Source organism: Bacillus arachidis (genome assembly GCF_030285945.1).
GTDB lineage: Bacteria > Bacillota > Bacilli > Bacillales > Bacillaceae_G > Bacillus_A > Bacillus_A arachidis.
The window spans coordinates 1,321,769-1,346,087 of sequence record NZ_CP127376.1; the positions used below are offsets into that span (position 1 = coordinate 1,321,769).

The 24,319-nt window shown below is 35.7% G+C and carries 22 protein-coding genes and 1 pseudogene; 19 read left to right on the forward strand and 4 right to left on the reverse strand.

The features are described from left to right. The first annotated feature begins 22 nt into the window (after positions 1–22). Positions 23–616 (forward strand): biofilm matrix protein CalY, encoded by a 594-nt coding sequence (gene calY / locus QRY57_RS08190; RefSeq protein WP_026591409.1) that lies wholly within the window; start codon positions 23–25, stop codon positions 614–616. Between the two features lie 97 nt (positions 617–713). Here the strand turns inward: calY and QRY57_RS08195 are convergent, their stop codons facing one another. Together QRY57_RS08195 and QRY57_RS08200 are read right to left on the reverse strand one after the other, a co-directional pair. Beyond that, positions 714–1,037, reverse strand: a complete 324-nt coding sequence (locus QRY57_RS08195) for a helix-turn-helix domain-containing protein (protein ID WP_026591408.1) — start codon at positions 1,035–1,037, stop codon at positions 714–716. Between the two features lie 90 nt (positions 1,038–1,127). Continuing rightward, positions 1,128–1,259 carry an anti-repressor SinI family protein gene (locus QRY57_RS08200; RefSeq protein WP_026591407.1) on the reverse strand — a complete coding sequence of 44 codons (132 nt, stop codon included), beginning with the start codon at positions 1,257–1,259 and terminating at the stop codon, positions 1,128–1,130. A gap of 365 nt (positions 1,260–1,624) precedes the next feature. On the opposite strand from QRY57_RS08200, the gene QRY57_RS08205 reads away from it, so the two are divergent. The 11 genes from QRY57_RS08205 to QRY57_RS08255 all read left to right on the forward strand — a co-directional run bounded on the left by QRY57_RS08205 (position 1,625) and on the right by QRY57_RS08255 (position 15,171). Further along, entirely contained in the window at positions 1,625–4,012 is a 2,388-nt protein-coding gene (locus QRY57_RS08205) for an immune inhibitor A domain-containing protein (protein WP_286017167.1), read from the forward strand. 224 nt (positions 4,013–4,236) lie between these two features. Then, positions 4,237–5,604: an aldehyde dehydrogenase gene (locus QRY57_RS08210; RefSeq protein WP_286017168.1), complete on the forward strand. Its 1,368-nt coding sequence runs from the start codon at positions 4,237–4,239 to the stop codon at positions 5,602–5,604. Positions 5,605–5,839: 235 nt separating this feature from the next. Beyond that, positions 5,840–6,823: a spermidine/putrescine ABC transporter ATP-binding protein PotA gene (gene potA / locus QRY57_RS08215; protein ID WP_098302167.1), complete on the forward strand. Its 984-nt coding sequence runs from the start codon at positions 5,840–5,842 to the stop codon at positions 6,821–6,823. Beyond that, positions 6,820–7,665: an ABC transporter permease gene (locus tag QRY57_RS08220; protein ID WP_026591403.1), complete on the forward strand. Its 846-nt coding sequence runs from the start codon at positions 6,820–6,822 to the stop codon at positions 7,663–7,665. Before potA ends, QRY57_RS08220 begins: the two co-directional genes overlap by 4 nt. A 6-nt stretch (positions 7,666–7,671) precedes the next feature. Next, complete coding sequence (gene potC, locus QRY57_RS08225; RefSeq protein WP_208016725.1) at positions 7,672–8,472, forward strand: spermidine/putrescine ABC transporter permease PotC; 801 nt, start codon at positions 7,672–7,674, stop codon at positions 8,470–8,472. 41 nt (positions 8,473–8,513) lie between these two features. After that, complete coding sequence (locus QRY57_RS08230) at positions 8,514–9,563, forward strand: polyamine ABC transporter substrate-binding protein (RefSeq protein ID WP_026591401.1); 1,050 nt, start codon at positions 8,514–8,516, stop codon at positions 9,561–9,563. 59 nt (positions 9,564–9,622) lie between these two features. Next, positions 9,623–10,270, forward strand: a complete 648-nt coding sequence (locus QRY57_RS08235; RefSeq protein ID WP_286017169.1) for a phosphatase PAP2 family protein — start codon at positions 9,623–9,625, stop codon at positions 10,268–10,270. Positions 10,271–10,493: 223 nt separating this feature from the next. Next, positions 10,494–12,689: an MMPL family transporter gene (locus QRY57_RS08240; RefSeq protein WP_286017170.1), complete on the forward strand. Its 2,196-nt coding sequence runs from the start codon at positions 10,494–10,496 to the stop codon at positions 12,687–12,689. Positions 12,690–13,034: 345 nt separating this feature from the next. After that, complete coding sequence (locus QRY57_RS08245) at positions 13,035–13,451, forward strand: YodN-related protein (RefSeq protein ID WP_026591398.1); 417 nt, start codon at positions 13,035–13,037, stop codon at positions 13,449–13,451. A gap of 100 nt (positions 13,452–13,551) precedes the next feature. Further along, on the forward strand, positions 13,552–14,466 hold the full coding sequence (locus QRY57_RS08250) for an RluA family pseudouridine synthase (RefSeq protein WP_208016728.1): 915 nt from the start codon (positions 13,552–13,554) through the stop codon (positions 14,464–14,466). Between the two features lie 99 nt (positions 14,467–14,565). Beyond that, a complete protein-coding gene (locus QRY57_RS08255; protein WP_208016729.1) occupies positions 14,566–15,171 on the forward strand; it encodes a DUF1648 domain-containing protein in 606 nt (201 codons plus the stop codon). A 210-nt stretch (positions 15,172–15,381) separates the two neighbouring features. Here QRY57_RS08255 and QRY57_RS08260 read toward each other — a convergent pair whose 3' ends face one another. Together QRY57_RS08260 and QRY57_RS27110 are read right to left on the reverse strand one after the other, a co-directional pair. Next, the gene (locus QRY57_RS08260) at positions 15,382–16,182 is read right to left on the reverse strand and encodes a CAP domain-containing protein (protein WP_026591395.1); all 801 of its coding nucleotides are present in this window, start codon (positions 16,180–16,182) and stop codon (positions 15,382–15,384) included. Between the two features lie 458 nt (positions 16,183–16,640). Beyond that, a pseudogene (locus QRY57_RS27110) lies at positions 16,641–16,775 on the reverse strand (glycolate oxidase); the annotation flags it as partial. Positions 16,776–17,148: 373 nt separating this feature from the next. Between QRY57_RS27110 and QRY57_RS08270 the strand changes: the two are divergent. The 7 genes from QRY57_RS08270 (at position 17,149) to QRY57_RS08300 (ending at position 24,243) form a co-directional block, all read left to right on the forward strand. Beyond that, complete coding sequence (locus tag QRY57_RS08270) at positions 17,149–18,120, forward strand: lipoprotein (RefSeq protein ID WP_286017171.1); 972 nt, start codon at positions 17,149–17,151, stop codon at positions 18,118–18,120. Then, entirely contained in the window at positions 18,117–18,788 is a 672-nt protein-coding gene (locus QRY57_RS08275; protein ID WP_026591393.1) for a response regulator transcription factor, read from the forward strand. Before QRY57_RS08270 ends, QRY57_RS08275 begins: the two co-directional genes overlap by 4 nt. A 1-nt stretch (position 18,789) precedes the next feature. After that, positions 18,790–20,190, forward strand: coding sequence for a sensor histidine kinase (locus QRY57_RS08280; RefSeq protein ID WP_286017172.1), 1,401 nt, complete (start codon positions 18,790–18,792; stop codon positions 20,188–20,190). Positions 20,191–20,515: 325 nt separating this feature from the next. Next, positions 20,516–21,205 (forward strand): FadR/GntR family transcriptional regulator, encoded by a 690-nt coding sequence (locus tag QRY57_RS08285; protein ID WP_255259962.1) that lies wholly within the window; start codon positions 20,516–20,518, stop codon positions 21,203–21,205. Between the two features lie 170 nt (positions 21,206–21,375). After that, complete coding sequence (locus QRY57_RS08290) at positions 21,376–22,095, forward strand: (Fe-S)-binding protein (protein ID WP_026591390.1); 720 nt, start codon at positions 21,376–21,378, stop codon at positions 22,093–22,095. 16 nt (positions 22,096–22,111) lie between these two features. Next, entirely contained in the window at positions 22,112–23,533 is a 1,422-nt protein-coding gene (locus QRY57_RS08295; protein WP_286017173.1) for a LutB/LldF family L-lactate oxidation iron-sulfur protein, read from the forward strand. Further along, positions 23,533–24,243 carry a LutC/YkgG family protein gene (locus tag QRY57_RS08300; protein WP_286017174.1) on the forward strand — a complete coding sequence of 237 codons (711 nt, stop codon included), beginning with the start codon at positions 23,533–23,535 and terminating at the stop codon, positions 24,241–24,243. The genes QRY57_RS08295 and QRY57_RS08300 overlap by 1 nt, the downstream gene beginning before the upstream one ends. Positions 24,244–24,319: the final 76 nt, after the last annotated feature.

Genomic DNA, 24,319 nt, shown 5'->3' on the forward strand with positions numbered 1-24,319 from the left:
AAATAGCTAGGGGGAATTTAAAGTGAGTTTAAAGAAAAAATTAGGTATGGGAATCGCTTCTGCAGCATTAGGATTATCTTTAATCGGTGGAGGAACATTTGCTTACTTTAGTGACAAAGAAGTATCGAACAATACATTTGCAGCTGGTACGTTAGACCTTACTTTGGACCCTAAAACAATTGTAGATATCAAAGACCTTAAACCAGGGGATACTGTTAAAAAAGAGTTCTTATTAAAGAACAGTGGTACATTAGCAATTAAAGATGTTAAATTAGCAACGAAATATGCAGTTGTAGATGCAAAAGGCGATAACGCTGGTGAAGATTTCGGTAAACATATTAAAGTAAAATTCCTTTGGAACTGGGATAAGCAAAGTGAGCCTGTATATGAAACAACTTTAGCGGATTTACAGAACGTAGATCCAGATGTTTTAGCAAAAGATATCTTTGCTCCAGAGTGGGCTGAAAAAGGCGGCTTAGAAGCTGGAACAGAAGACTACCTATGGGTACAATTTGAGTTTGTAGATAATGGTCAAGATCAAAATAAATTCCAAGGCGATGCATTAAACTTAGAATGGACATTCAATGCAAATCAAACAGAAGGCGAAGAGAAATAATAAATAACACCAAAAAAGCGGGGATTCCCCGCTTTTTTTCGCTTTTTTTATAAATAAAAAAAGAGTGCTCCCCAGTTTGCACTCCTTCGCGTATATATTACTTCTGGTTTTTCTTCCATTTTGTAAACTCTAAAAATTCCCGGAATTGCTCTTTTGAGACACCGGAATTCATAGCTTCTTTGACGAGGTGTGTCCATTCCGAATCCAGTTGGTTTTCGGATGATGTTTCGTCATGAAGGAGTGTATCCATTGGTACTTGCAGAACATTTGCGATTTTTTCAAGAAATTGAATGGAAGGGTTCTTTTGCAAATTACGTTCAATGGAACTAATATAAGACTTTGCCACACCTGCTTTTTCAGCAAGTTCTGTTAAAGAAATCCCTCTTTGCAACCGAAGGCGTTTTATACGTTCTCCTATCATCTTTGCGCACCTTTCTGTAAGTATGTAGTCGGCTTATGATGTCATTATTATAACACAAATTTCGTTAAAAAGAACGTTTCTACTACTCTGCTAGTTTCTGGTAGATTGGTTCATACGTTGGAAAAAGTGTTCGATATCTTGAATAGCGATCCCCGCATCTAAAGCTTCAAGCATTAAATCAATCCAATCCTGATCTAGCGTATCTGCCATTTCTTTGTACAAAGTGTATTCCTCCCTAATGTGTAATGAAGCAAAAAATAAACAATCTTTTAAGTACATTATAATATTTCGAAAAGTTAATTTGGTGAAAATAATGTTAATTCATTGTATATTTTGCAGGTGAAATTAATAAAAAGCTACTATTTTGTTATTCTATAAAGAAATTGTAATAGTTTTATCAAAAATTATCAATATCTTCAGAAATAACTGATATATTGAGAAATTTTTGTATGGAAAATATATGATTTTTACAAAAATGTTACGAAAATTACAAAATAGAACAAAATTAAACAAAATATTGAAAAATTACTGAATTTTTATTATTATCTTAATATTGGTACATATTTTATTGGGGGAGGAAAATAGGGATGAAAAAGAAACCATTTAAAGTGTTATCGACACTTGCTGTAGCAGCTGTTCTTGGTTGCTCATTTGGAGCTAGTAGTCAATCTGTTTATGCAGAAACACCTGTAAAAACGGCAGCTACAAGTCCAATTGATGATCATCTAATTCCAGAAGAGCGTTTAGCTGATGCTCTTAAAAAACGTGGAGTAATTGATTCATCCGCTTCTAAAGAAGAGACAAAGAAAGCTGTCGAAAAGTATGTAGAGAAAAAGAAGGGTGACAAACCTGGAAAAGAAGTAACAACTGGGGATACTGTTACAAAAGAAGCATCTGATTTCCTGAAGAAAGTTAAAGATGCTAAGGCAGATACAAAAGAAAAGTTAGAAAATCCAGCAAATGGAAATGGTGCAGGGACAGGTCCAGTTAGAGGTACATTAAATGGTAAAGTACCAACGGCTCCTGCAAAAGCAAAAGAGTATAATGGGGAAGTTCGTAAGGATAAAGTACTTGTTTTGCTTGTAGAGTATGCTGATTTCAAACATAATAATATCGATAAAGAGCCTGGTTATATGTATTCTAGTGACTTTAACCAACAACATTATCAAAAAATGTTATTTGGTGACGAACCATTTAAATTAGAAGATGGGACAAGCATTGAAACATTTAAGAAATATTATGAGGAACAATCTGGCGGTAGTTATACAGTAGATGGAACAGTTACGAAATGGTTAACAGTTCCAGGTAAAGCGGCTGATTACGGTGCAGATGCTGGAGATGGTCATGATAATAAAGGACCATTAGGACCTCGTGACCTAATCAAAGATGCATTAAAAGCAGCGGTAGATAGCGGACTTGATTTATCAGAATTTGATCAATTTGATCAATATGATGTAAATGAAGACGGCAATAAAAATCAGCCAGATGGTTTGATTGACCACTTAATGGTTATCCACGCTGGTGTTGGACAAGAAGCTGGCGGCGGTAAATTAGGTGACGATGCAATTTGGTCACACCGCTGGACAGTTGGTCCAAAGCCATTCCAAATTGAGGGAACAAAAGCGAAAGTGCCGTACTGGGGCGGTAAAATGGCAGCATTTGACTACACAATTGAACCAGAAGATGGAGCAGTTGGTGTATTCGCGCATGAATATGGTCATGATTTAGGTCTTCCGGATGAATATGATACAAAATATTCTGGCGGGGGCGAGCCGATTCAATCATGGTCTATTATGAGTGGCGGTAGCTGGGCAGGTAACATTGCTGGAACAACGCCAACAAGTTTTTCTCCGCAAAACAAAGAGTTCTTCCAAAAAACAATTGGTGGAAACTGGGCGAATATTGTGGAATTAGATTATGATAAGTTAAACCGAGGAATTGGTTATGCAACATACTTAGATCAAAGTGTAACAAAAACGGATCGACCAGGCATGATTCGTGTTAATTTACCAGATAAAGATGTAAAAGGAATTGAGCCAGCATTTGGTAAGAAGTACTACTATAGTACAAAAGGTGATGATCTTCATACTACGTTAGAAACACCTTTATTTGATTTAACAAATGCAACAACTGCAAAGTTTGATTACAAATCATTATATGAAATCGAAACAGACTATGATTTCTTAGAAGTACATGCAGTAGCAGAAGATGGATCGAAAACATTAATCGATACAATTGGTAATAAAAATGTAAAAGGCGGAGCAGATACAACTCTTGGAAAATGGGTAGACAAATCTTATGATTTAAGCCAATTTAAAGGTAAGAAAGTGAAGCTTGTATTTGAATATGTTACTGATGGTGGTTTAGCATTAAATGGATTTACTCTTGATAATGCAAAATTAACAGTAGATGGTAATGTTGCATTCTCTGATGACGCAGAAGGCGATACTCAGTTTAAGTTAAATGGTTTTGTTGTTTCAAACGGAATTGAGAAGAAGGGCCATAACTATTATGTAGAGTGGAGAAACTACGCTGGTGCTGATGAAGCGTTAAAATATGCTCGTGGTCCAGTATATAACACAGGTATGGTTGTATGGTATGCAGATTCTAGCTATACAGATAACTGGGTTGGCGTGCATCCAGGATACGGATTCCTTGGTGTAGTTGACTCTCATCCTGAAGCAATTGCAGGAACTTTAAATGGTAAGCCAACATTTAAAGATAGCACACGTTATCAAATTGCTGATGCAGCGTTCTCTTTCGATCAAACACCAGCATGGAAAGTTGTATCACCAACTCGTGGAACATTTGAATACAATGGACTACCAGGTGTTGCAAAATTCGACGATTCTAAAGCTTATATTAATCAGCAAATTCCAGATGCAGGACGCATCTTACCAAAACTTGGCCTGAAATTTGAAGTAGTTGGCCAATCGGATGATAAATCTGCAGGTGCAGTTCGTTTATACCGTTAATTATGAAGAAGCTGTTGAAAGTTTTCCTTTCAACAGCTTTTTTCATGAGTAAATATGTTTTATATGAAATACAAACTCATATATAATGATACTTTAAGAAGTGTTTTTTAGGAGGCAGAGAGGCTACGGTCAAGCATAGAAGCGGTCAGTTCCTCTTTTATCCATGCTAAGTGAAAACAGAGAGAGAAAATGAGTGTATATAAACATAGAGGGAGGGATAGTAGATGGATATCACTTCTATTGTGAACGAGCAAAAGTCATATTTTTATAAAGGTCGCACAAGAAATATAGAAGAAAGAAAGAAACATTTACAAAAGTTATATGAAGGGATTCAACGTTTTGAGTCTGATATTTTTCAAGCGTTAAAATTGGATTTAAATAAATCAGATCATGAATCATTTACGACAGAGGTTGGATACGTATTAAAGGAGATTTCCTTTTTAATGAAACATCTTTCTTCATGGAGTAAGCCAAAGCGCGTGCGTACAGCACTTACACACGCTGGTTCGAAGGGGAAAGTCGTTCCAGAGCCCTACGGTGTTACCCTTGTAATGGCTCCGTGGAATTATCCATTTCAACTTGCAATTGCACCCCTTGTAGGAGCCTTAGCAGCTGGCAACACGGTTGTATTAAAGCCGTCAGAATTGACACCTAATGTTTCTAGTCTTCTTGCAAATATGTTACAAGAGTTATTTCCAGCTGAACTTGTTGCAGTTGTTGAAGGCGGTATTGAAGAGAGTACAGCACTGTTAAAAGAGCCGTTTGATTATATTTTCTTTACTGGTAGTGTAGGGGTTGGCAAGATTGTTATGGAAGCGGCAGCGAAAAGCTTGACACCTCTTACGTTAGAGCTTGGTGGGAAAAGCCCATGTATTGTGCATAATGATGCAAAATTAGAAATAGCAGCAAGGCGTATTGTTTGGGGGAAATTTTTGAATGCGGGACAAACATGTGTTGCGCCGGATTACATATATGTTCATTCTTCTATAAAAGAACAATTTATTGAAGCACTGCGAATGGAAATTAAAAATCAATATGGAGAAAAACCTCTACAAAATGAAAATTACGTTCGGATTGTCAGTAAACGTCATTTTGAAAGGCTATGTTCTTTTTTACAAGATGGCAGTGTTGAAATTGGCGGAAAATACAATGAAGAAACTCTACATATAGAGCCAAGTGTTGTAACGAATATTACGTGGCAGGATTCTATTATGGAAGATGAAATCTTTGGTCCAATTTTGCCGATTATGGAGTATGAAAATATAGAAGATATCATTGGAAAAATTCAACGACAACCTAAATCATTAGCTTTATATGTATTTTCAGAGAGTAAAGAAATTCAAAAACAAATTACGCGTAATATTTCATATGGCGGTGGGTGTATAAATGACGTTGTGTATCACCTTGCTACGCCATATTTACCCTTTGGTGGCGTTGGAAGCAGTGGATTAGGAAGTTATCATGGGGAGCAAAGTTTTCGAACATTTTCGCACTATAAAAGCATTTTGTCTCAATCTACAGTATTTGATATGAAAATTCGTTACTCTTCTACAAAAAGTGCTTTAAAATTTATACGAAAGTTGTTAAAATGATGATGGTGTTTATCAGTAGGCGTAGCCGTATGATAAAAACCCCTTCTCGCTTGAAGGGGTTTTTCTGTTCGACATGTGTATCATGCGAAAATGAATCAAACATACTACATAAAGAATAGAAGAGGACGCTGTTAAATAATTATTTTTGTTTGGATCGAAACAAAAAAATCTATAGAAAACTAATATTTATTCATGAATATAAAAATTAAAAATTTGAGATAGATAGGACGGGAAAATGAAAAAGATTATTAAAGTTGAAGCAGTAGAAAAACATTTTGGAGATCAAGTGATTATTCCACCTCTTTCTTTAGACATTAAAGAAGGAGAATTTTTAACAATTCTTGGACCGAGTGGTTGTGGAAAAACAACGTTACTTCGTATGATTGCAGGTTTTGAAACTCCTACAAAAGGTAACCTTTTACTTGATGAAGAAAGAATCAATGACTTGCCGCCTTATAAGCGTCATATGAACTTAGTGTTCCAGCATTATGCATTGTTTCCACATATGACGGTGGAGAAAAATATTTGTTTTGGTATGAAGATGCAAAAAGTATCAGCGGCAGAACAAAAAGAGCGTGCAGAAGAAGCAATGCGTTTAACGCAGTTACTTGAATTCCGTAATCGTAAGCCTGCTAAGCTTTCTGGTGGACAACAGCAGCGTGTTGCAATTGCAAGAGCAATCGTAAATAATCCGCGTGTATTATTACTAGATGAGCCACTTGGAGCACTTGATTTTAAGTTAAGAAAAGATTTACAACGTGAGTTGAAAAACTTACAGCGTAATTTAGGAATTACGTTTATATATGTAACGCACGATCAAGAAGAAGCAATGAGCATGAGTGATCGTATTGTCGTTATGAATAAAGGGCATATCGAGCAGATCGGAACGCCAAAGGAAATTTATAAAGCGCCAAAAACAATGTTTGTCGCGACATTCATTGGTGAAAATAATATTATAAAGAATGGGGAAAACTACGTAGCAGTTCGCCCTGAAAATGTGAAAATACGTTCGGTTGAAGAACCAATTTTAAAAGAATACCATCTTGGACATATTGAAGATATCGAGTTTGTTGGAAATATGGAGAAGCTTTATGTACGTGATGAAAAAACAGCAGAACTATTAATGGCATACCAAACTGCAGAGGGAGCAGCGCAGTGGAGTATTGGGGATAATGTATACGTAGGCTGGGAGCAAGAGGATGAGGTGACCTTAAATTGAAAAAAGGGAAACTACTCGCATTACCTACAGTTACATGGTTACTAATCTTCTTTTTAATTCCGCTTGTATTCGTATTAGCATTTGCGTTCTTGCAGCGCGGGGCATATGGAACAGTGGAGATGCAATTTACGTTAGATAATATATCTCGTGTGTTTGATCCCTTGTATATGAACACATTATGGGAAACAGTGAAAATTGCAGTGATCACCACAGTACTTTGCTTACTCATTGGTTACCCGTTTGCATATACAATTACAATTGTTGATCGTAAATATCGTTCGATTTTACTATTATTAGCAACGATTCCGTTCTGGATTAACTTTCTTGTGCGCTCGTATGCATGGATTGTTATTTTACGTTCACAAGGGCTTGTAAATACAGTATTACTAAAGTTAGGCGTTATTAATGAGCCACTAAATTTACTGTATAATACACCATCTGTAGTATTAGGAATGGTATATTCTTTACTGCCATTTATGATTTTACCAGTGTACGCAGCAATTGAGCAGCTAGATAAACGTAAATTAGAAGCAGCATATGATTTAGGAGCAACACCGATGAAAGCGTTTTGGAATGTAACATTACCAATGACAATGTCAGGAGTTGCTACTGGTTCGATTTTAGTATTTGTTTCATCTATTGGAATGTTTGTTGTATCAGACGTTATGGGTGGATCAAAGGTAGCGTTAATCGGAAACGTTATTCAAAACCAATTCTTAGGTGCACGTGATTGGCCATTTGGATCAGCGTTATCCATTATTGTCGTTCTGTTCTCTGTTCTGTTAATTTACTTATATTATCGTGCAACGAAAGTATATAAATACGGAAACGGAGGGGAATAGACAAAGATGAAGAAGTTTTTAGTCTCTTATTCTTGGTTAATTTTATTGTTCTTGTATTTTCCAATGATGGTTCTCATGGTATATTCTTTTAACGATTCTCGTATTAACGCGGAATGGGAAGGATTTACGTTCCATTGGTATACTGATTTATTTCAAAAGCAAGATGTTATTGATGCATTTGTAAATAGTATTACAATCGCGATTGTGACGACAATTGTGACAACGGTTCTTGGTGTGATTTTCGCTGTTGCATTACATCGTTATAAATATCGTTTTGAAGGGGCAATTAACGGTCTCGTATATTTACCAATTCTAATTCCTGATATTTTAATGGGATTATCTTTACTTATTTTATTTAGTCAAATTGGCATTGAACTTGGACAAGTAACCATTATTATTGCCCATATTACATTTAGTATTTCATTCGTTGTTGTCATTTTAGCAGCACGTCTTTCTGGAATGGGCCGCGATTTAGAAGAAGCAGCGAATGATTTAGGAGCAACTCCGTGGCAAACGTTTCGTTATATTACGCTTCCTGGAATTGCACCGGGTATTATTTCAGCGGCATTATTAACATTCACACTATCAATCGATGATTTTGTGATTAGTTTCTTCGTATCCGGTCCAGGATCAACAACATTGCCATTATACATTTATAGTATGGTGAAGCGCGGAATATCACCTGAAATTAATGCTCTTTCTACAATTTTAATTGTTGTAATTGTTGGATTAATGGTTGCATCAGAAATCTTCCGTAAAAAAGGTGCAGATGGTGAAGAAAACTCCGGAGGACATCTTCCGCTATAACATAGAGAACAAATTATAAAGAAAGAGGAGGTAATTCATCAATGAAATGGATGAAAACAGTAGCTGGTGCAGCGATTAGCTTCAGCCTTGTTGCCGGCCTATTAGCTGGGTGTGGTGAGAAGAAGGAAGAGCTAAACATTTATAGCTGGGCTGATAATTTTGATGAAGAAGTAATAAAAGATTTTGAAAAGAAATATAACGTCAAAGTTAATTATGATAAATACGCAAGTAACGAAGAAATGCTTGCGAAATTACAAGCTGGCGGTGCAAAATATGATTTGATTCAACCGTCAGACTACATGGTTAAAACGATGGCAAAAATGGATTTACTAGAGCCATTGGATAAAAAGAACATTCCAAATGTGAAAAATCTTGTTTCAAACTTTAAAACACCTCCATTTGATCCAGAGAATAAGTACTCGCTTGTATACACTTGGGGTGTAACAGGAATTGCTTACAATAAAAAGCACGTAAAAGAAGCACCAACAAGTTGGAATGACCTATGGAATGAGAAATATAAAGGCCATGTTACTTTATTAAATGATTCTCGTGAAGTATTAGGAATGGGTCTGAAAAAGAATGGATTTTCAAATAGCACACAAAATGATGCTGAATTGAAGACAGCAGCTACTGATCTGCAAAAGTTACTTCCTAACTTACTTGCGTTTGATACAGATAATATTAAACAAAAATTTATTACAGAGGACGCTTGGATTGGGACAGTCTGGTCTGGAGATGCAGCGTTCATTGCAAAAGATAATAAAGATATAGAGTATGTCGTTCCAAAAGAAGGCGGTACAATTTGGGCGGATACATTAGCAATTCCAAAAGGCGCGAAACATAAAGAACTTGCAGAGAAGTTTATGAACTACTTAATGGATGAAAAAGTAAGTGTGAAAAACTATGAATCCATTGGATATAGTAATCCAAATGAAAAAGCATGGGAACTTCACAGTAAAGAGTATCGTAATAACCACATGATTTTCTTATCGAAAGACGAGTTGGCTCGTACAGAGTGGCTTGTTGATGTAGATAATAAATTAAAAGAGTATGATCGTTACTGGACGGAGTTAAAAACAAAAGGCGAATAAGTATCAAAAATGCGGTTTCTGAATAGAAATCGCATTTTTTCATAATAGGAGGAAAAGGTTTGAAAAGAAAATTACATCGATATGAGCTTGCTTGTATCATCTTGTTGTTGGTTGCATTTGCTCTCATTGCTTGGAGGGTACAAGCAGGTGGTGTGACAACAATTGATTCATATGTGAAAGGGCTTGTAAGAGGATTACAAACAGAAAGTTCACTTTTATTTTTTTCATATTTTACAAAATTGGGATCTGCAATTGGAATTATAGGTACGCTTACGCTTAGTCTTTTCGTTTTTTGGAAGAAGCGCTATTATGTGGCGATGGTTGTTTATCCTATGGCTGTGCTAATCACACATCTTGTGAATAAAGGAATAAAAGAAATAGTGAAAAGAGATCGTCCGAGTTTAAATGAAGCGTTTGATGCCCTTGGATATAGTTTTCCAAGCGGACATGCAATGCTATCAATGGTTACGTATGGGTTTCTCGCTTATATCATTGCTGCAAACGTAAAAAATGTGGCTGGGAAAGTTGTTATTACGATTGCGATGGCATTGCTAATCATATGGATTGGATTAAGCAGAATTATTTTATCTGTACATTATCCGACTGATATTTTAGCTGGTTATTGTTTAAGCGGTATATTATTAATTATTGCTATTTATTTTCATCGTTTGCTTTCTGAGCGATTTGGGGCGAATCAAGAAAGATAAGAAACACCCGGGAATTCCTAGAGTACTGGAATTTTTGGGTGTTTTTTTATTCAGCTATTTGTGGGCAGTAAAAGCTCGATTGATAAGGGCTAATAATCAGTGGGGAATGAAGAAAAAAACTACTGATTAAAGTTTCACTTTATATTATGTGATGCCATTGATTATGGTAAGATGTGCTAAAATATAGTGGGATTCACTAATTATATAAAGTAGGTGAAGATGTGTGAAGACAAATGTACATAAAATAGATAACTGGGGGAAACTAGGTGCTTTTTTTTATCGATTTCGTTATACAGTCATTGCCTCATTAGTCGTGTTAGCAATAGCACTCGGTATTTTCGCACCAAAACTTCCAGGGGTATTAGGAGGCGATGGTTTTCAAACAAAAGGAGACTATCAAACGACAAAAGCAATTTTAGATAAGGATTTTAAACAGTCTCAAGATGCGCTCCTTCTCGTTTTTCAGAAGAATAAAGGAGTTTCAAACGGGGATTTTCAAAAACGAATAGAAGAAATTATAACAAAAATTCAAAAGAAAGAAACATATGATTCATTCCATCATCCATTAGAAAATAAAGAAATGTTACAAGATGATATTGCGTATGCGACGATTTTATTTTCCGGGAAAACAAGTAAAGAACGGAATGAAAAGACATTACAATTTGCAAAAGAAATAAAAAAGGAAAGTAACGATACGTTGAAAGTATCACCAACAGGTTTTCCAAAGATTAATGAAGAAATTAATGAACGCACACAAAATGATTTGAAAGTAGCAGAAATGATTGGACTGCCAATTGCTTTTCTTGTATTACTATTTTCATTTGGTAGCTTGCTCGCTTCCATCTTGCCGATTTTAAATGGGGCACTTAGTGTTATTAGTACAATGGGAATTTTATATTTTATCGGTGTAGATAAAGAATTATCTATTTTTGTATTAAATGTTGCACCTATGATTGGGCTTGCTTTATCAATTGATTTTGCATTGTTATTTGTGAATCGGTTTCGTGAGGAAGTGGCACATCGTACAGTAAAAGAGGCAATAGCTGTTACGTATCAAACAGCGGGTCGTGCGATTGTATTTTCAGGATTATGTGTATTTGTAGGTTTATCCGGTTTATTTTTCTTTGAAATTGATTATATTCAGTCTGTTGCGATTAGCGGGATGATTGTTGTTGTGATGAGTATTTTATTTTCACTTACACTTCTTCCAGCCTTGCTATCGTTAATAGGAAAGCGATTACTGAAAAAGAAACAAACTGCACCTCGCACTTCCAATATGTGGCGTAAGTTTGCTCAATTTGTAATGAAGCATCCTATTATGATGATTGTCGTTGTTACAATGTTTATTCTCATCTGTTTGTTACCGCTTCGTACTGCCAATCTTCAATTTCCTGGTGTAGAAGCATTGCCAGAGAAAAGCGATACGCGAATGGCATATGAGAGATATGAAGAGGCATTTAATAAAATTGTGAAAACGCATGCTGATGTTACCTTGGTACTAGAGACGAAGCAGAAAGTAACTGAGAAAGATAGTCTACAAAAGATAGAAGGTATTATACAGAAGCTGGAAAAAGATAAGCATGTATACAAAGTAAAGAGTTTGTATAGTGAGCTAAATGGAATGACAGCGGAACAGATTGCTACATTATTACAATCACCTCAGCGAACACAAATAACACCTGTATTTGATGCTTATACAAAAGGAAATAAAACAACCATTCAAATTTTCTTAGACACAAAGCCTAAAGCGGAGACTGCGAAGCAATGGGTTCGTGATTTTAAAGACACCTATAAAGATGATGGTATTACATATTATTTAGGTGGTATGACAACATTTCAACAAGAGCTAGAGGATGAAATTAAAGATAAAGTTGTGATTGGTATGTCTGTCATATTCGGCTCTACTTTCTGTATTTTATTATTTGCATTCCGTTCTATACTCATTCCAATTAAGGCGATTGTGATGAATATACTTAGTTTAAGTGCAACAATTGGAATTGTGATTTGGCTATTTGAAGGTGGACATTTTGGATTAGAAGCAAGCTCAGTTTTATTTGTGCTACCGATTTTTATATTCGGTCTTGTATTCGGCTTAAGCATGGATTATGAAGTATTTCTTATTTCTCGTATCCATGAATTGTATGAAGAGACAGGAGATAATGATGTGGCAACGTTAGAAGGGCTTGTATCAACAAGCCGTATTATTACATCAGCTGCTCTTATTATGATTGTTGTAACAGGAGCATTCGCCTTTACTGATATTTTACCAGTAAAGCAGATGGGGCTTGGTGTAGCACTTGCTATTTTTCTTGATGCAACGATTATTCGGCTTATGCTTGTGCCAAGTTTAATGAAAATGTTCGGAGATTGGAACTGGTGGCTGCCGTTTCGAAAGAAAAAAGTAAAATCATTAGATTGAAAAAAATGTTCATCTTGCAGAAAGGTCACTGGAAAACGAAAGTTTTTCAGTGGCCTTTTGTTGATCTATAAGACTTTCCGTATATACTTATTTTAATTTACTGGTATATCAATCGCGGCTAGGAATACAAAAGCAGATCGCTTCGCATTTCCTACCGTTGTTCTCACAAGGTATGGAGCGAAAAAAGGCAATAACCGCCTCTACATGATCGGATACTCTCCCATCCAAAAAGAAAAGTTTTTAGCAGTTTCTCTTATAGATGAGTGCTTTTTTTATGAATAGCATTGTCCACTTTTTGCAAATAGTATGTGGTAAGGACAATACATATAAAAGCAGGTGAAGACAATGTTTCGTTATTTTAAATTTAAGTTAAATGATACTGTACAGTTTGCAGAAAATGATGGGCACATGTATCGCATTGTCGGCTATAGACTCGAAAAAGGATTTTACCCAAAAGATGAATGGACTCATATTATTTATGAATTACTGAGAGAATTTGATGGGTATACAATGGATGCTGAAGAAGAAGAACTTGTGAAAGTCATTCAAGTAGAGGAAGAATATTATAAAATACATGAGATGTCCGGTTATCGATATCCAGTGAAAATGAAATCGAAGCCAAAAGTTTCTAAGGAAGAAACAATAGATAATTTACTGGATGCTTACAACGACTATAGGCGATTAGCAGACTTTTTTAAAGATTTATCTTATGAGCAAAAAGCAGAAGAAATGTTACAAGAAATTAAGAAATTACGTGCTTAGAGGGCAGTCTATTATGTAGACTGTCTTTTGTTTTAAACAATGCATTATCAATCATTTTCCGTTACAATAATAGAATCAATAGAAATAAGGTGGATAAAGCATGGAAATGAAAAGAAAGGGAGAATGGTGTGAAATTACCGTTCCAACTAAATGGAGCGGTATGAGCATTGATTCCTTGTTAAAAGAAGAGTGGAGCGTCCCAAAAAAGCTATTACATCAACTTCGTATGGAAAAAGGCATTATCGTCAATGGAGAACGAAAAGGATGGAGTGAATCTTTACAAGAAGGGGATAAATTGCAAGTTCATATGTTTATCCAGGAGGAGTATGGTGTCCAGCCAGAGTTCGGTGATTTAGAAGTGATATTTGAAGACGATCATGTATTAATTGTAAATAAACCTGCGCACATGGATACGCATCCTTCTAGCAAAGGTGGAACAGGAACACTTGCAAATCTTGTTGCTTTTCATTTGCAAATGCAAGGTGTAGAGACGAAAGTACGTCATATTCATCGATTAGATAAAGATACAACGGGTGGTGTTGTATTTGCGAAACACGCGATAGCGGGTGCTATTATGGATCGATTATTAATGGAACGTAAAATTAAAAGAACATATTTGGCATTGGTAGAAGGAAAAGTAAAAAAGAAGAAAGGAATGATTGACGCAGCGATTGGAAGAGATCGACATCATGCAACGAGGCGCCGTGTGTCTCCAAATGGTGATCATGCGGTAACACATTATAAGGTAGAGGAATATTTTAAAAACAAAGATGTGACGCTTGTAACATTACAATTAGAGACAGGAAGAACTCATCAAATTCGCGTTCATATGAGTCATAGTGGTCATCCGTTAATTGGTGATACGTTGTATGGTGGACAATCCACATATATGTCAAGTCAAGCCTTACATGCTATGCGGATTGCTTTTTTACATCCTATTACAAAAGAAGAGATCACCGTAGAAGTTCCGCTTCCAAATCATTTAAATAGCATTCTGAAATCTTTCCAAAAATAGAACAAGTAAAGTTTTTCTGTTTAGTTGAGAAAGATATTTTTTGCAGGAAATTTTTTGTGAAAATAGAAGCCGTAAATAGAAAAGAGAGGTGAAAATTACTTGGTAAGATATAAATATATGATAGGTATATTTCTTGCTTGTTTTCTATTTACGTTGTTTCTATCTCCATATTTACCGAATTATCTAGCGGTGCACTGGAATCAGGATGGTGAACCAAATGAATATGCAAGGAAACAAGTTGTTATGTTATTTATTCCCTGCCTTATTATTTGTCTTCATGGCCTGTTGTATATCATTTCACATTACGTATATAAGTTCAATGAGAATGATCGCAATATTGTGATGAGATTTAAAGAGAATGTATCTCTATTTTTATTATTTATTCATATGCTTATTCTTGTCATTGGTATCGGAATCGATATACCATTTCAAATTGGCCTTATAATAGGAATTAGTGCGTTTCTTTTTATGGTTAGTAAAGGATTTAAAAAAGGAAGAAAAAAAGAAGAGGAGCCGATTGGGTTACAGAAAATACGTTTGTTTAGTCAACGTATATTTCAATATATGTCGCTTATCATATTAATTTGTTTGTTTTTGAAACTACAATGGGGATTTTATCTACTAATTGGTGTGATTAGCTGTGGATCTATTTCTTTTATGTTTTGTATTTTGTATTCATATATACTAGAAAATTATGAAATATAAAAGGAGTCTTCCGTAACAGGAGATTCCTTTTATATAAATCTATTTTGACTTATCTTTTAACATATTAGTTGTGGCTATGAAGCACACAAGGAGCCCTGCATTCATTGTCTCCTTGCGATTTCACATGACATGAGACAACAAAAAAGGATCCGACCGCTTCTATGTGCAGTCGAATCCTCTCCCCTCTAAAAAGAAAGGTTTTTATTTATATTACTTCGTAATAAATTGTTGTGTCCAGTAGTTTCCGCTTTCCACATAGCCAACACCGATGTGAGTGAAACCGCTATTTAAAATATTTGCACGGTGACCTTCACTATTCATCCAAGCTTGTACAACTTCTTCAGGTGTACGTTGACCTTGCGCGATGTTTTCACCAGCAGATTTATAAGAAATACCAAACTTCTTCATCATATCGAATGGAGATCCGTATGTTGGGCTATTATGATCGAAGTAGTTATTTTTTTGCATATCTTCAGATTTGATACGTGCAACTTTGCTTAATTCAGCGTCAACTTTTAATGCTGGTAAACCTTGTTTTGCACGCTCAGCATTTGTTAAATCAACAACGCGTTGTTCAAATTCGCTTAAAGAACCTTTTGCTTCTTCAGCAGGCTTGTTTTCAGCCGGTTTTTGTGTTTCGTTGTTGTTTGTATTGTTGTTATTTTCAGCAGGCTTTTGAGCCTCTGGTTTTGTTGTTTCTTCAGCAGGTTTGTTTTCAGCTGGTTTTTGTTCTACAGGTTTAGTAGTTTCAATTGGTTGCTGACCAGGAATGAAGCAGTTCCCTTGCTGGAATTGTACTTGATTCCATTGTGCTAGAGACTTAATTCCCATAGATTGTAAGAAAGATTGTAATTCTTGTTGATTCATATGTTGCATAACAACTTTAGTTTGCTGAACATTTTGAACCTTCATTGTAGATGGTTGCATTGTTGCTGCTTCCGCACTAAGAGTAGATGCTCCGAATGTGAATGCAGTTGCTGCTGCGACAGATAATAAAACACGTTTTTTCATGACATGTGTCCCCCTATATAAAAGTTTTGTAACTGTTCTTACACAGATTTGTTTTTAACAGCCTGTCTGACTGACAAATTCATCGTAGCATACAAATTGCCGGAAAAAAGATGGAAAAAAATACATAGACTATAAAATTTCCTATTTTATCCTAGATTTAAATATGGGGTGAACTGAGAGAAAACTAGATTGTAAAAGGAATTTTCAGCATTTTCAGCCTCAGTTATAAATGCATTATTTTGGGTATAATTACCTTTTGAAGAAAGAGAGAAACCATTCCCATCAAGGGTTTTAGTATTTTTTTGAGGAATATAATGGATGCTTTTTAACAAAGCTGTAATCTTTTTGTTGTTCTTTTTTTATATACGGTAACATATTTTTAATCTTGTAGCGCATAAAAAAGCGGCTATCTCTTTACATAGAAGAAGGAGATAGCCGTTTTCATATTGTTACATATATTACGAATTGTATTCAATTGCTTCTAATAATAAGTCTACAATGTAAATGCCTCTCATTTTATGCGAGAGTTTCCCCTGTTCAATACCGAGTTTCATTTGTAGTAATCATCCTGGATTTGCAGTGACAATTGTTGCCCCGTTTTGCAAGTTCTTTTGCGCCACTTTTTCCCCGGTATGATCGTGCAGTGCTCCGTAACAACTTTTCTCTTTGGGAATTACTGGAGGAGTTTCATCGTAGCGTTCTTTGTTTCCAAAAATATCGTATTCATTAAACAACTAGTAATGGTACCTTGTATATTAATAATGATACTATTTTCAGTAATTAGTCTTCAAACCTCACGGACAATTTTGTTTGCTAAGTCAGGAAAAGCATAATTTCCACACCTTTATTTTTATTTGTTGTACATTATATATACAGTTTCATAAAATAGGAAGATTTCACACTTTCCTCACAAATATTTGCTATTTTACAATTATAACGAAATCATTTATAGATGGAGGGAATCTTTTGAAGAAATACTTTTTTCTGCTATGTTCTTTGTTTCTATTAGCAGGATGTCAGGAGAATTCATATACACCGATTGCTAAAAATAAAAATATCATCATAACAACAAATATTAAAGAAGGTAGCGTTAGTTTTATTGATGAAAAGTCGAAAAAGACATTAACAACATGGGAATTAAAAGAACCTATTACAGGAATTGCAATGCTTCCAGGCGGAGACGAGATGCTTGTGTATGGTAAACAATTAGAAGATATATATGTCTACTCGTTAGCAGAAGGAAAGCAAATTAGAAAATGGAAAACTGGGAAAGGGATTACAAATGTTTTAGTATCAAATGATGGAAAACAATTATTTATGGCTGATCAAAATGAACAAAAAGTACGTTTCTTTACGGTAAATGGAAAAGAGACCGGGAGTGTTTCTGTAGGGAAAGGTCCACTAACAATGGTGCAAAATGATAAACAGCTACATGTATTAAATTTTTATGACACACAGCTATCTACAATCGATTTAGAAAAAAAGAAGGTTATACAATCTTTTATGGTACCACCAGCATCAACAGGGGCAATGGTTAGTAGCGATGGAAAGGAGATCTGGATTGGTGGACATGGTGATGGAAAACAAGTGAATGAGAAAGTCTTAGTTTATTCATTAAGTAATGGAGAGATGATTCGTTCTTTACATGCACCATTTATGCCGGTTAGTCTTGTAGGGGATGAAAAGTTTGTATATACATTAAGTCATGGATCAAATACCTTAAGAAAATTTGATACACAAACTTATCAAGAAGTAGGAGCTCTTGAGGTAGGAGCTAATCCGTTTTCTTTTTTGAAGAGTAAGAAAGAGGGATATGTAGCTAGCTATGATAGTAATGAAGTGTATGTAATTGATATTCAAAAAATGAAGGTGAAACAAACGATTGCAGTTGGCAAGGGACCGTTTCAACTAACGCAGCGAGAAGGGGGAGGAAAATGAATAAACATAAGGTGTTACTTGTAGATGATGAAAGTGATATGAGACAACTTGTTGGCATGTATTTAGATAATTTCGGATATGAATGGGGAGAAGCAGAGAATGGAAAAGATGCCCTTCATATGCTTGATACAGAGCATTATGACTTTGTCATTTTAGATATTATGATGCCGGAGATGGATGGTATTTCAGTCTGTAAAGAAATCCGAAAATCATCGGATGTACCGATTATTTTTTTAACAGCAAAAGGTGAAGAATGGAATCGTGTCAATGGTTTACGGATGGGGGCAGACGATTATATTGTGAAGCCGTTTAGTCCAGGTGAACTCATTGCTCGTATGGAAGCTGTATTAAGACGATATACGAAACGTGAACAACAAGAAGAACTTCAATTCGGCCCAATCGTTATTAATGAAAAAAGCCGGCGGATTGAGACGGAAGGGGAATCTATTTCTCTGACTGTAAAAGAGTTTGATTTACTTTATTTTCTTTGTCAGCATAGTGGACAAGTGTTTAGCCGTGAGCAATTGCTTGAAAAAGTATGGGGATATGATTATGCAGGAAGTACGAGAACGGTAGATACACATGTGAAAACGATGCGTTTAAAACTTGGAGAAAGTGGAAACTACATTCAAACGGTATGGGGTGTAGGTTATAAATTTGAGGTGTAACATGTTTACGATGGTACAAAAGCTTTGGCTTACGGTAGTATGTGCAGTATGTGTAACAGTTTCTTTTCTTTATTTCGTGTCCTTATATTCATATGAAAAGTTATATGTTCAAAACATTGAAGATTCATTAGTAATGGAAGGAAAAAGACTTGTATCTCAATATAAAAAGGACGAAGGTACGTTAGCGTTTGGAGAAAAAGTTCAAGCATTTGATCATATTTCGAGTGCGGATGTACTTTTTGTGAGCAATCCTCGTGATTTAAGTGCTTGTTTACCTTTTGATGTACATCATCATTCTCTTATTAGTGAGAATGATAGACAAACATTGTTAGATGGAAAGACAGTTACAAAAGTTGGATATGAAGAGCATTTTGATCGGAATATTATGGGGGTTGTCATTCCGGTTTTAGAAGGTAAGAAATTAGTTGGTATTGTGTACTCATATATTCCATTAAAGAGTATTAAAGATTTAATATACGATATGGGACTGATTTTAGCTCCATTAGCTTTCGTTATGATTTTACTTACAGTTTGGATTGGTAGAAAAATTATTATTACGATTACAAAGCCTCTTTCACAAATGGAACGAGTTGCGAATCATATGGCAACGGGAGATTTTTCTGAACGTATTACTATTTCGTCGGAAGATGAAATAGGTCGTTTAGGAAAAGCATTTAATAAAATGGCAAATTCATTGGAAATGGAAGATACAAAGCGCAAGGAATTTTTAGCAAATGTTTCTCATGAACTGCGGACGCCGCTCAGTTATATTAAGGGGTATAGTGAAGCGATATTGGATGGCGTTGCAAAGGGACAACAACAATCAAAATTTACACAGCTCATTCATAAAGAAGCTGGTCGTATGCAACGTCTTGTTCATGATTTGCTAGATTTGGCGCAACTTGAAGGAGATCATTTTCCATTAAAAAAACAACCGATTGTGTTTGCGCAGCTTATTGAAGATGTGTTAGAAACGTATGAATTAAAATGTATAGAAAAACGGTTGTATATTTCAAAGGATCTTGATCCTGATATTATTGTGATGATCGATGAAGACAGAATGCAACAAGTACTTCATAACTTGCTGGACAATGCGATTCGATATACAAATCAAGATGGTAGCATCTCTATACAATTGAAGAAAAAAGATAGGCAGTGTGAATTGAAAATACAAGATACCGGAATCGGTATTGATGCTGAACATTTAGAGCAGCTTGGCGGACGTTTCTATCGGGTGGATAAAGCGAGAAGTCGTCAGCATGGCGGGACGGGCCTTGGCCTTGCGATTGTCAAACAAATTGTGCATATCCATGGTGGAGAGTGGCGAGTTGAAAGTGAAAAAGGAAAAGGAACGACAGTTATTATAAACTTATATGTAAATGAAGAAGGAAGTATGTTTTAAGTAAAGCATGCTTCTTTTTTATCAAGTTATTTGTGAGTAGTGGAGTTTCTACTGACGATAGTCTACTTTATTTAGATGCTATATAAATAGGAAATAAAGGCGAATCATATAGGAGAAATACCAGATATAAACTATTACTGGTTGAAATATCCATTAATTGGATCCCTATAACAAAAATTTGGCGATTTTATGAACAAAACATTTGTACTTCTTACTAATTCGTTCTAAAATAGTTATGGATGCTATCTTATTTAAGCGTTTGAATTGTTGTTTGGATGATACTGAGGTGATTTAACTGGAGTACAAATCTATCAAACCGAAAAAAATTTACGAAGAGGTATCTGAAGCCATTTTAACAATGATAAAAAATGGTACATTAAAACCTGGTGACAAACTTCTTCCTGTTCATCAATTAGCTGAGCAGTTTCAAGTTGGCAGATCTGCGATTCGTGAAGCATTAAGTGCTTTGCGAGCGATGGGCTTAATTGAGATGAAACAAGGAGAAGGAACATATGTGAAGAACTTCGATTCTTCTGCATTAACAAAACCTTTAAATAACATGTTGTTAATGAAGAAGGAAGATATTTTAAATTTATTGGAAGTGCGAAAAGTGCTTGAAGTAGGGGCAGTTCGAGCGGCAGCAACAAAACGTACAGAAGATAATTTAAAAAATATGAAGCATTGGTTAGATGAAATGGAAAAAAGTATTGGGAATGAAAGAGCTGGTGAAAAAGCGGACTTTCATTTTCATATGGAAATTGCAAAGTCTTCAGATAACAACATCTTGCTCGAACTTATGAATCATGTTTCGGAAATGATTGCTGAGACGATTGGTGAATCGAGACGAATTATTTTATATGGTGAACAAACAACAGCAGAACGACTTTTAGAAGAGCATCAAGTTATTTACGATGCGGTATTGAAACAAGATGTAGAATCTGCACAACAAGCAATGCTGGATCATTTAACAAATGTAGAGCATATTGTCACAGGTAAACAAGATATAAATTCGTGATTTAGTCTTTCGAAATTTCATTTTTCTGATAAAATAGAGGAAGATTGAGTAAGCGTTTTCTTTTAGGGAGAGGGTCAGGTAGGTCGATTATGCCTAGCTTCTTCTTTCTATCAAGTCATCTGATGACCATATGATTGTTAATGAAGTTGTAATGAGGGGGAATTATAATTATGAAAGTTACTTTGTTTGTTACTTGCTTAGTCGATATGTTTGAAACAAATGTCGGTAAAGCAACAGTTGAATTGTTGGAGCGTTTAGGTTGTGAAATTGAATTTCCAGAAGCTCAAGTTTGCTGTGGACAACCAGCTTATAATAGTGGTCATGTAGAAGCAGCAAAAGAAGCGATGAAGCACATGATTGAGACTTTCGAAGATGCAGAGTATATCGTAACTCCATCTGGTTCTTGTGCGACAATGTTTCATGAGTATCCACACGTTTTTAAAGATGATCCAAAATGGGCACCTCGTGCACAAAAAGTAGCAGATCATACATATGAATTAACACAATTTATTGTAGATGTGTTAAAAGTTACAGATGTTGGAGCTAGCTTAGAAGGAACAGCAACTGTTCATAAATCTTGCCATATGACACGCATGCTTGGAGTAAAGGAAGCACCAGGAATTTTACTATCAAATGTAAAAGGATTAACTGTAAAAGAATTACCAAACGCACAAAATTGTTGTGGTTTTGGGGGAACGTTTTCAGTTAAGATGACACCAATTTCTGAGCAAATGGTAGATGAGAAAGTGAATAGTGTAATGGAAACGGGTGCTGATTATTTAATCGGTGCTGACTGTGGGTGTTTGTTAAACATTGGCGGACGTATTGAGCGCTTAGGTAAGGAAGTAAAAGTAATGCATATTGCTGAGGTATTGAATAGTCGCTCATAAAGGGGGAACATAAGCTATGTCTATGAAAATCAGTGAGAAAAAATTTAATGATCGCGTTGGCGATGGAATTCAAGATTCATTTATGCGCGGGGCAGTATCTTCTGCACAAACGCGTCTATATACAAATCGATTAAAAGCAGCCGATGAATTAGGAAACTGGGAAGAATGGCGTGAACTTGGTGAACAAATTCGTCAGCATACGTTAGAAAATCTAGACTACTACTTAATGCAACTAAGTGAAAATGTATCTAAAAGAGGTGGTCATGTTTTCTTTGCGAAAACAAAAGAAGAAGCAGCCAAGTACATTCAAGAGGTAGCAAAACAGAAACAAGCAAAAAAAATTGTAAAATCAAAGTCGATGGTAACAGAAGAAATTAGTATGAACCATGCGCTTGAAGAGATTGGTTGTGAAGTGTTAGAGAGTGACTTAGGTGAGTACATTCTGCAAGTGGATAACGATCCACCATCTCATATCATCGCACCGGCACTTCATAAAAACAGAACGCAAATTCGTGATGTATTTAAAGAGAAGCTTGGATATGAAAATTCTGATGATCCATATGAAATGACAAAGTTTGTTCGTAAACAACTTCGTGAAAAATTTATGGATGCTGAAATTGGAGTAACGGGATGTAACTTTGCAGTTGCAAATACAGGTTCTCTTTGTTTAGTAACAAACGAAGGAAATGCTGACCTTGTTATGTCTATTCCAAAAACACAAATTGCAGTAATGGGTATGGAACGTATGGTTCCAACTATGGAAGAACTAGATGTTCTTGTTGGTTTACTATGCCGCAGTGCAGTTGGGCAAAAATTAACAAGTTATGTAACGGTAGCAGGACCAATTCAAGAAGAAGAAGTAGACGGGCCAGAGGAGTTCCATTTAGTTGTTGTAGATAATGGACGATCTCAAATTCTTGGGTCTGAATTCCGTCAAGTCTTGCAATGTATTCGTTGTGCAGCTTGCGTAAACGTATGTCCTGTATATCGTCATGTTGGTGGGCATTCTTATGGATCCATCTATTCTGGTCCAATTGGAGCGGTATTAACACCACTTTTAGGTGGCTATGACGATTATAAAGAACTTCCGTATGCTTCTAGTTTATGTGGGGCATGTACAGAAGCTTGTCCAGTAAAAATTCCATTGCATGACTTGTTATTAAAACATCGCCAAGTCATTGTTGAGAAAGAAGGACGAGCACCACTTGCAGAAAAACTAGCAATGAAGATGTTTAGTATGGGTGCCTCTTCAGCAGCTTTATATAAAATGGGATCGAAAATGGCTCCGACAGCAATGAGTCCATTTACGGCTGGTAATCGTGTAACGAAGGGTGTAGGGCCGTTGAAAAACTGGACGGATATTCGTGAGTTCCCAGCTCCAAGTAAGGAAAGATTCCGAGATTGGTATAAAGATCACAAGAAAGGCGGGAACGACTGATGGCAGGGACAATTCAAAACCGTGATTCTTTTTTAGAGAACATTGCAAAAGAACTTGGACGTGCGCGTAAAACAGAAGGCGTACAGCGTCCAGTGTGGAAAAATAATGTGAACGTAGAAACGTTGAAAGATTATTCAGAGGAAGAATTGCTAGAAGTATTCAAAAAACAATGTACAAACATTCATACGACTGTAATTGAAACAACAAAAGATGAACTAAGTACAGCGATTCAAAAGATAATTGTGGAAAACGGCGGTGGACCTATTTTATTATCGCAGGACGAACGTTTTGCTACGTACGGTTTGAACTCTTTATTTTCTACGGAGCTCCCAAATCAACATATGGAAGTAAACATTTGGGATCCGGAGAAAAAAGAGGAAAATATTCGTTTGGCTGAAAAAGCAAATATCGGTATTGCCTTTAGTGATTACACATTGGCGGAATCTGGTACAATTGTTGTGCAAAGTCATAAAGGTCAAGGTCGTTCTTTACATTTCTTACCTACGGTTTATTTTGCGATTATCCCACGTGAAACAATCGTACCACGTATTACACAAGTAGTTCAGGATATGAACACGCGTGTAGAGAATGGGGAAGCAGTAGCTTCTTGTATCAACTTCATTACAGGTCCAAGTAACTCAGCTGATATTGAAATGAATCTTGTTGTAGGTGTACACGGACCATTAAAAGCATATTATTTTGTAGTGTAAAATGGAGGAAAGCAGGCTAAGAAATGGCCTGCTTTTTTATTGGAACAAAGATAATGTGAAATGGAAGTATCGTACT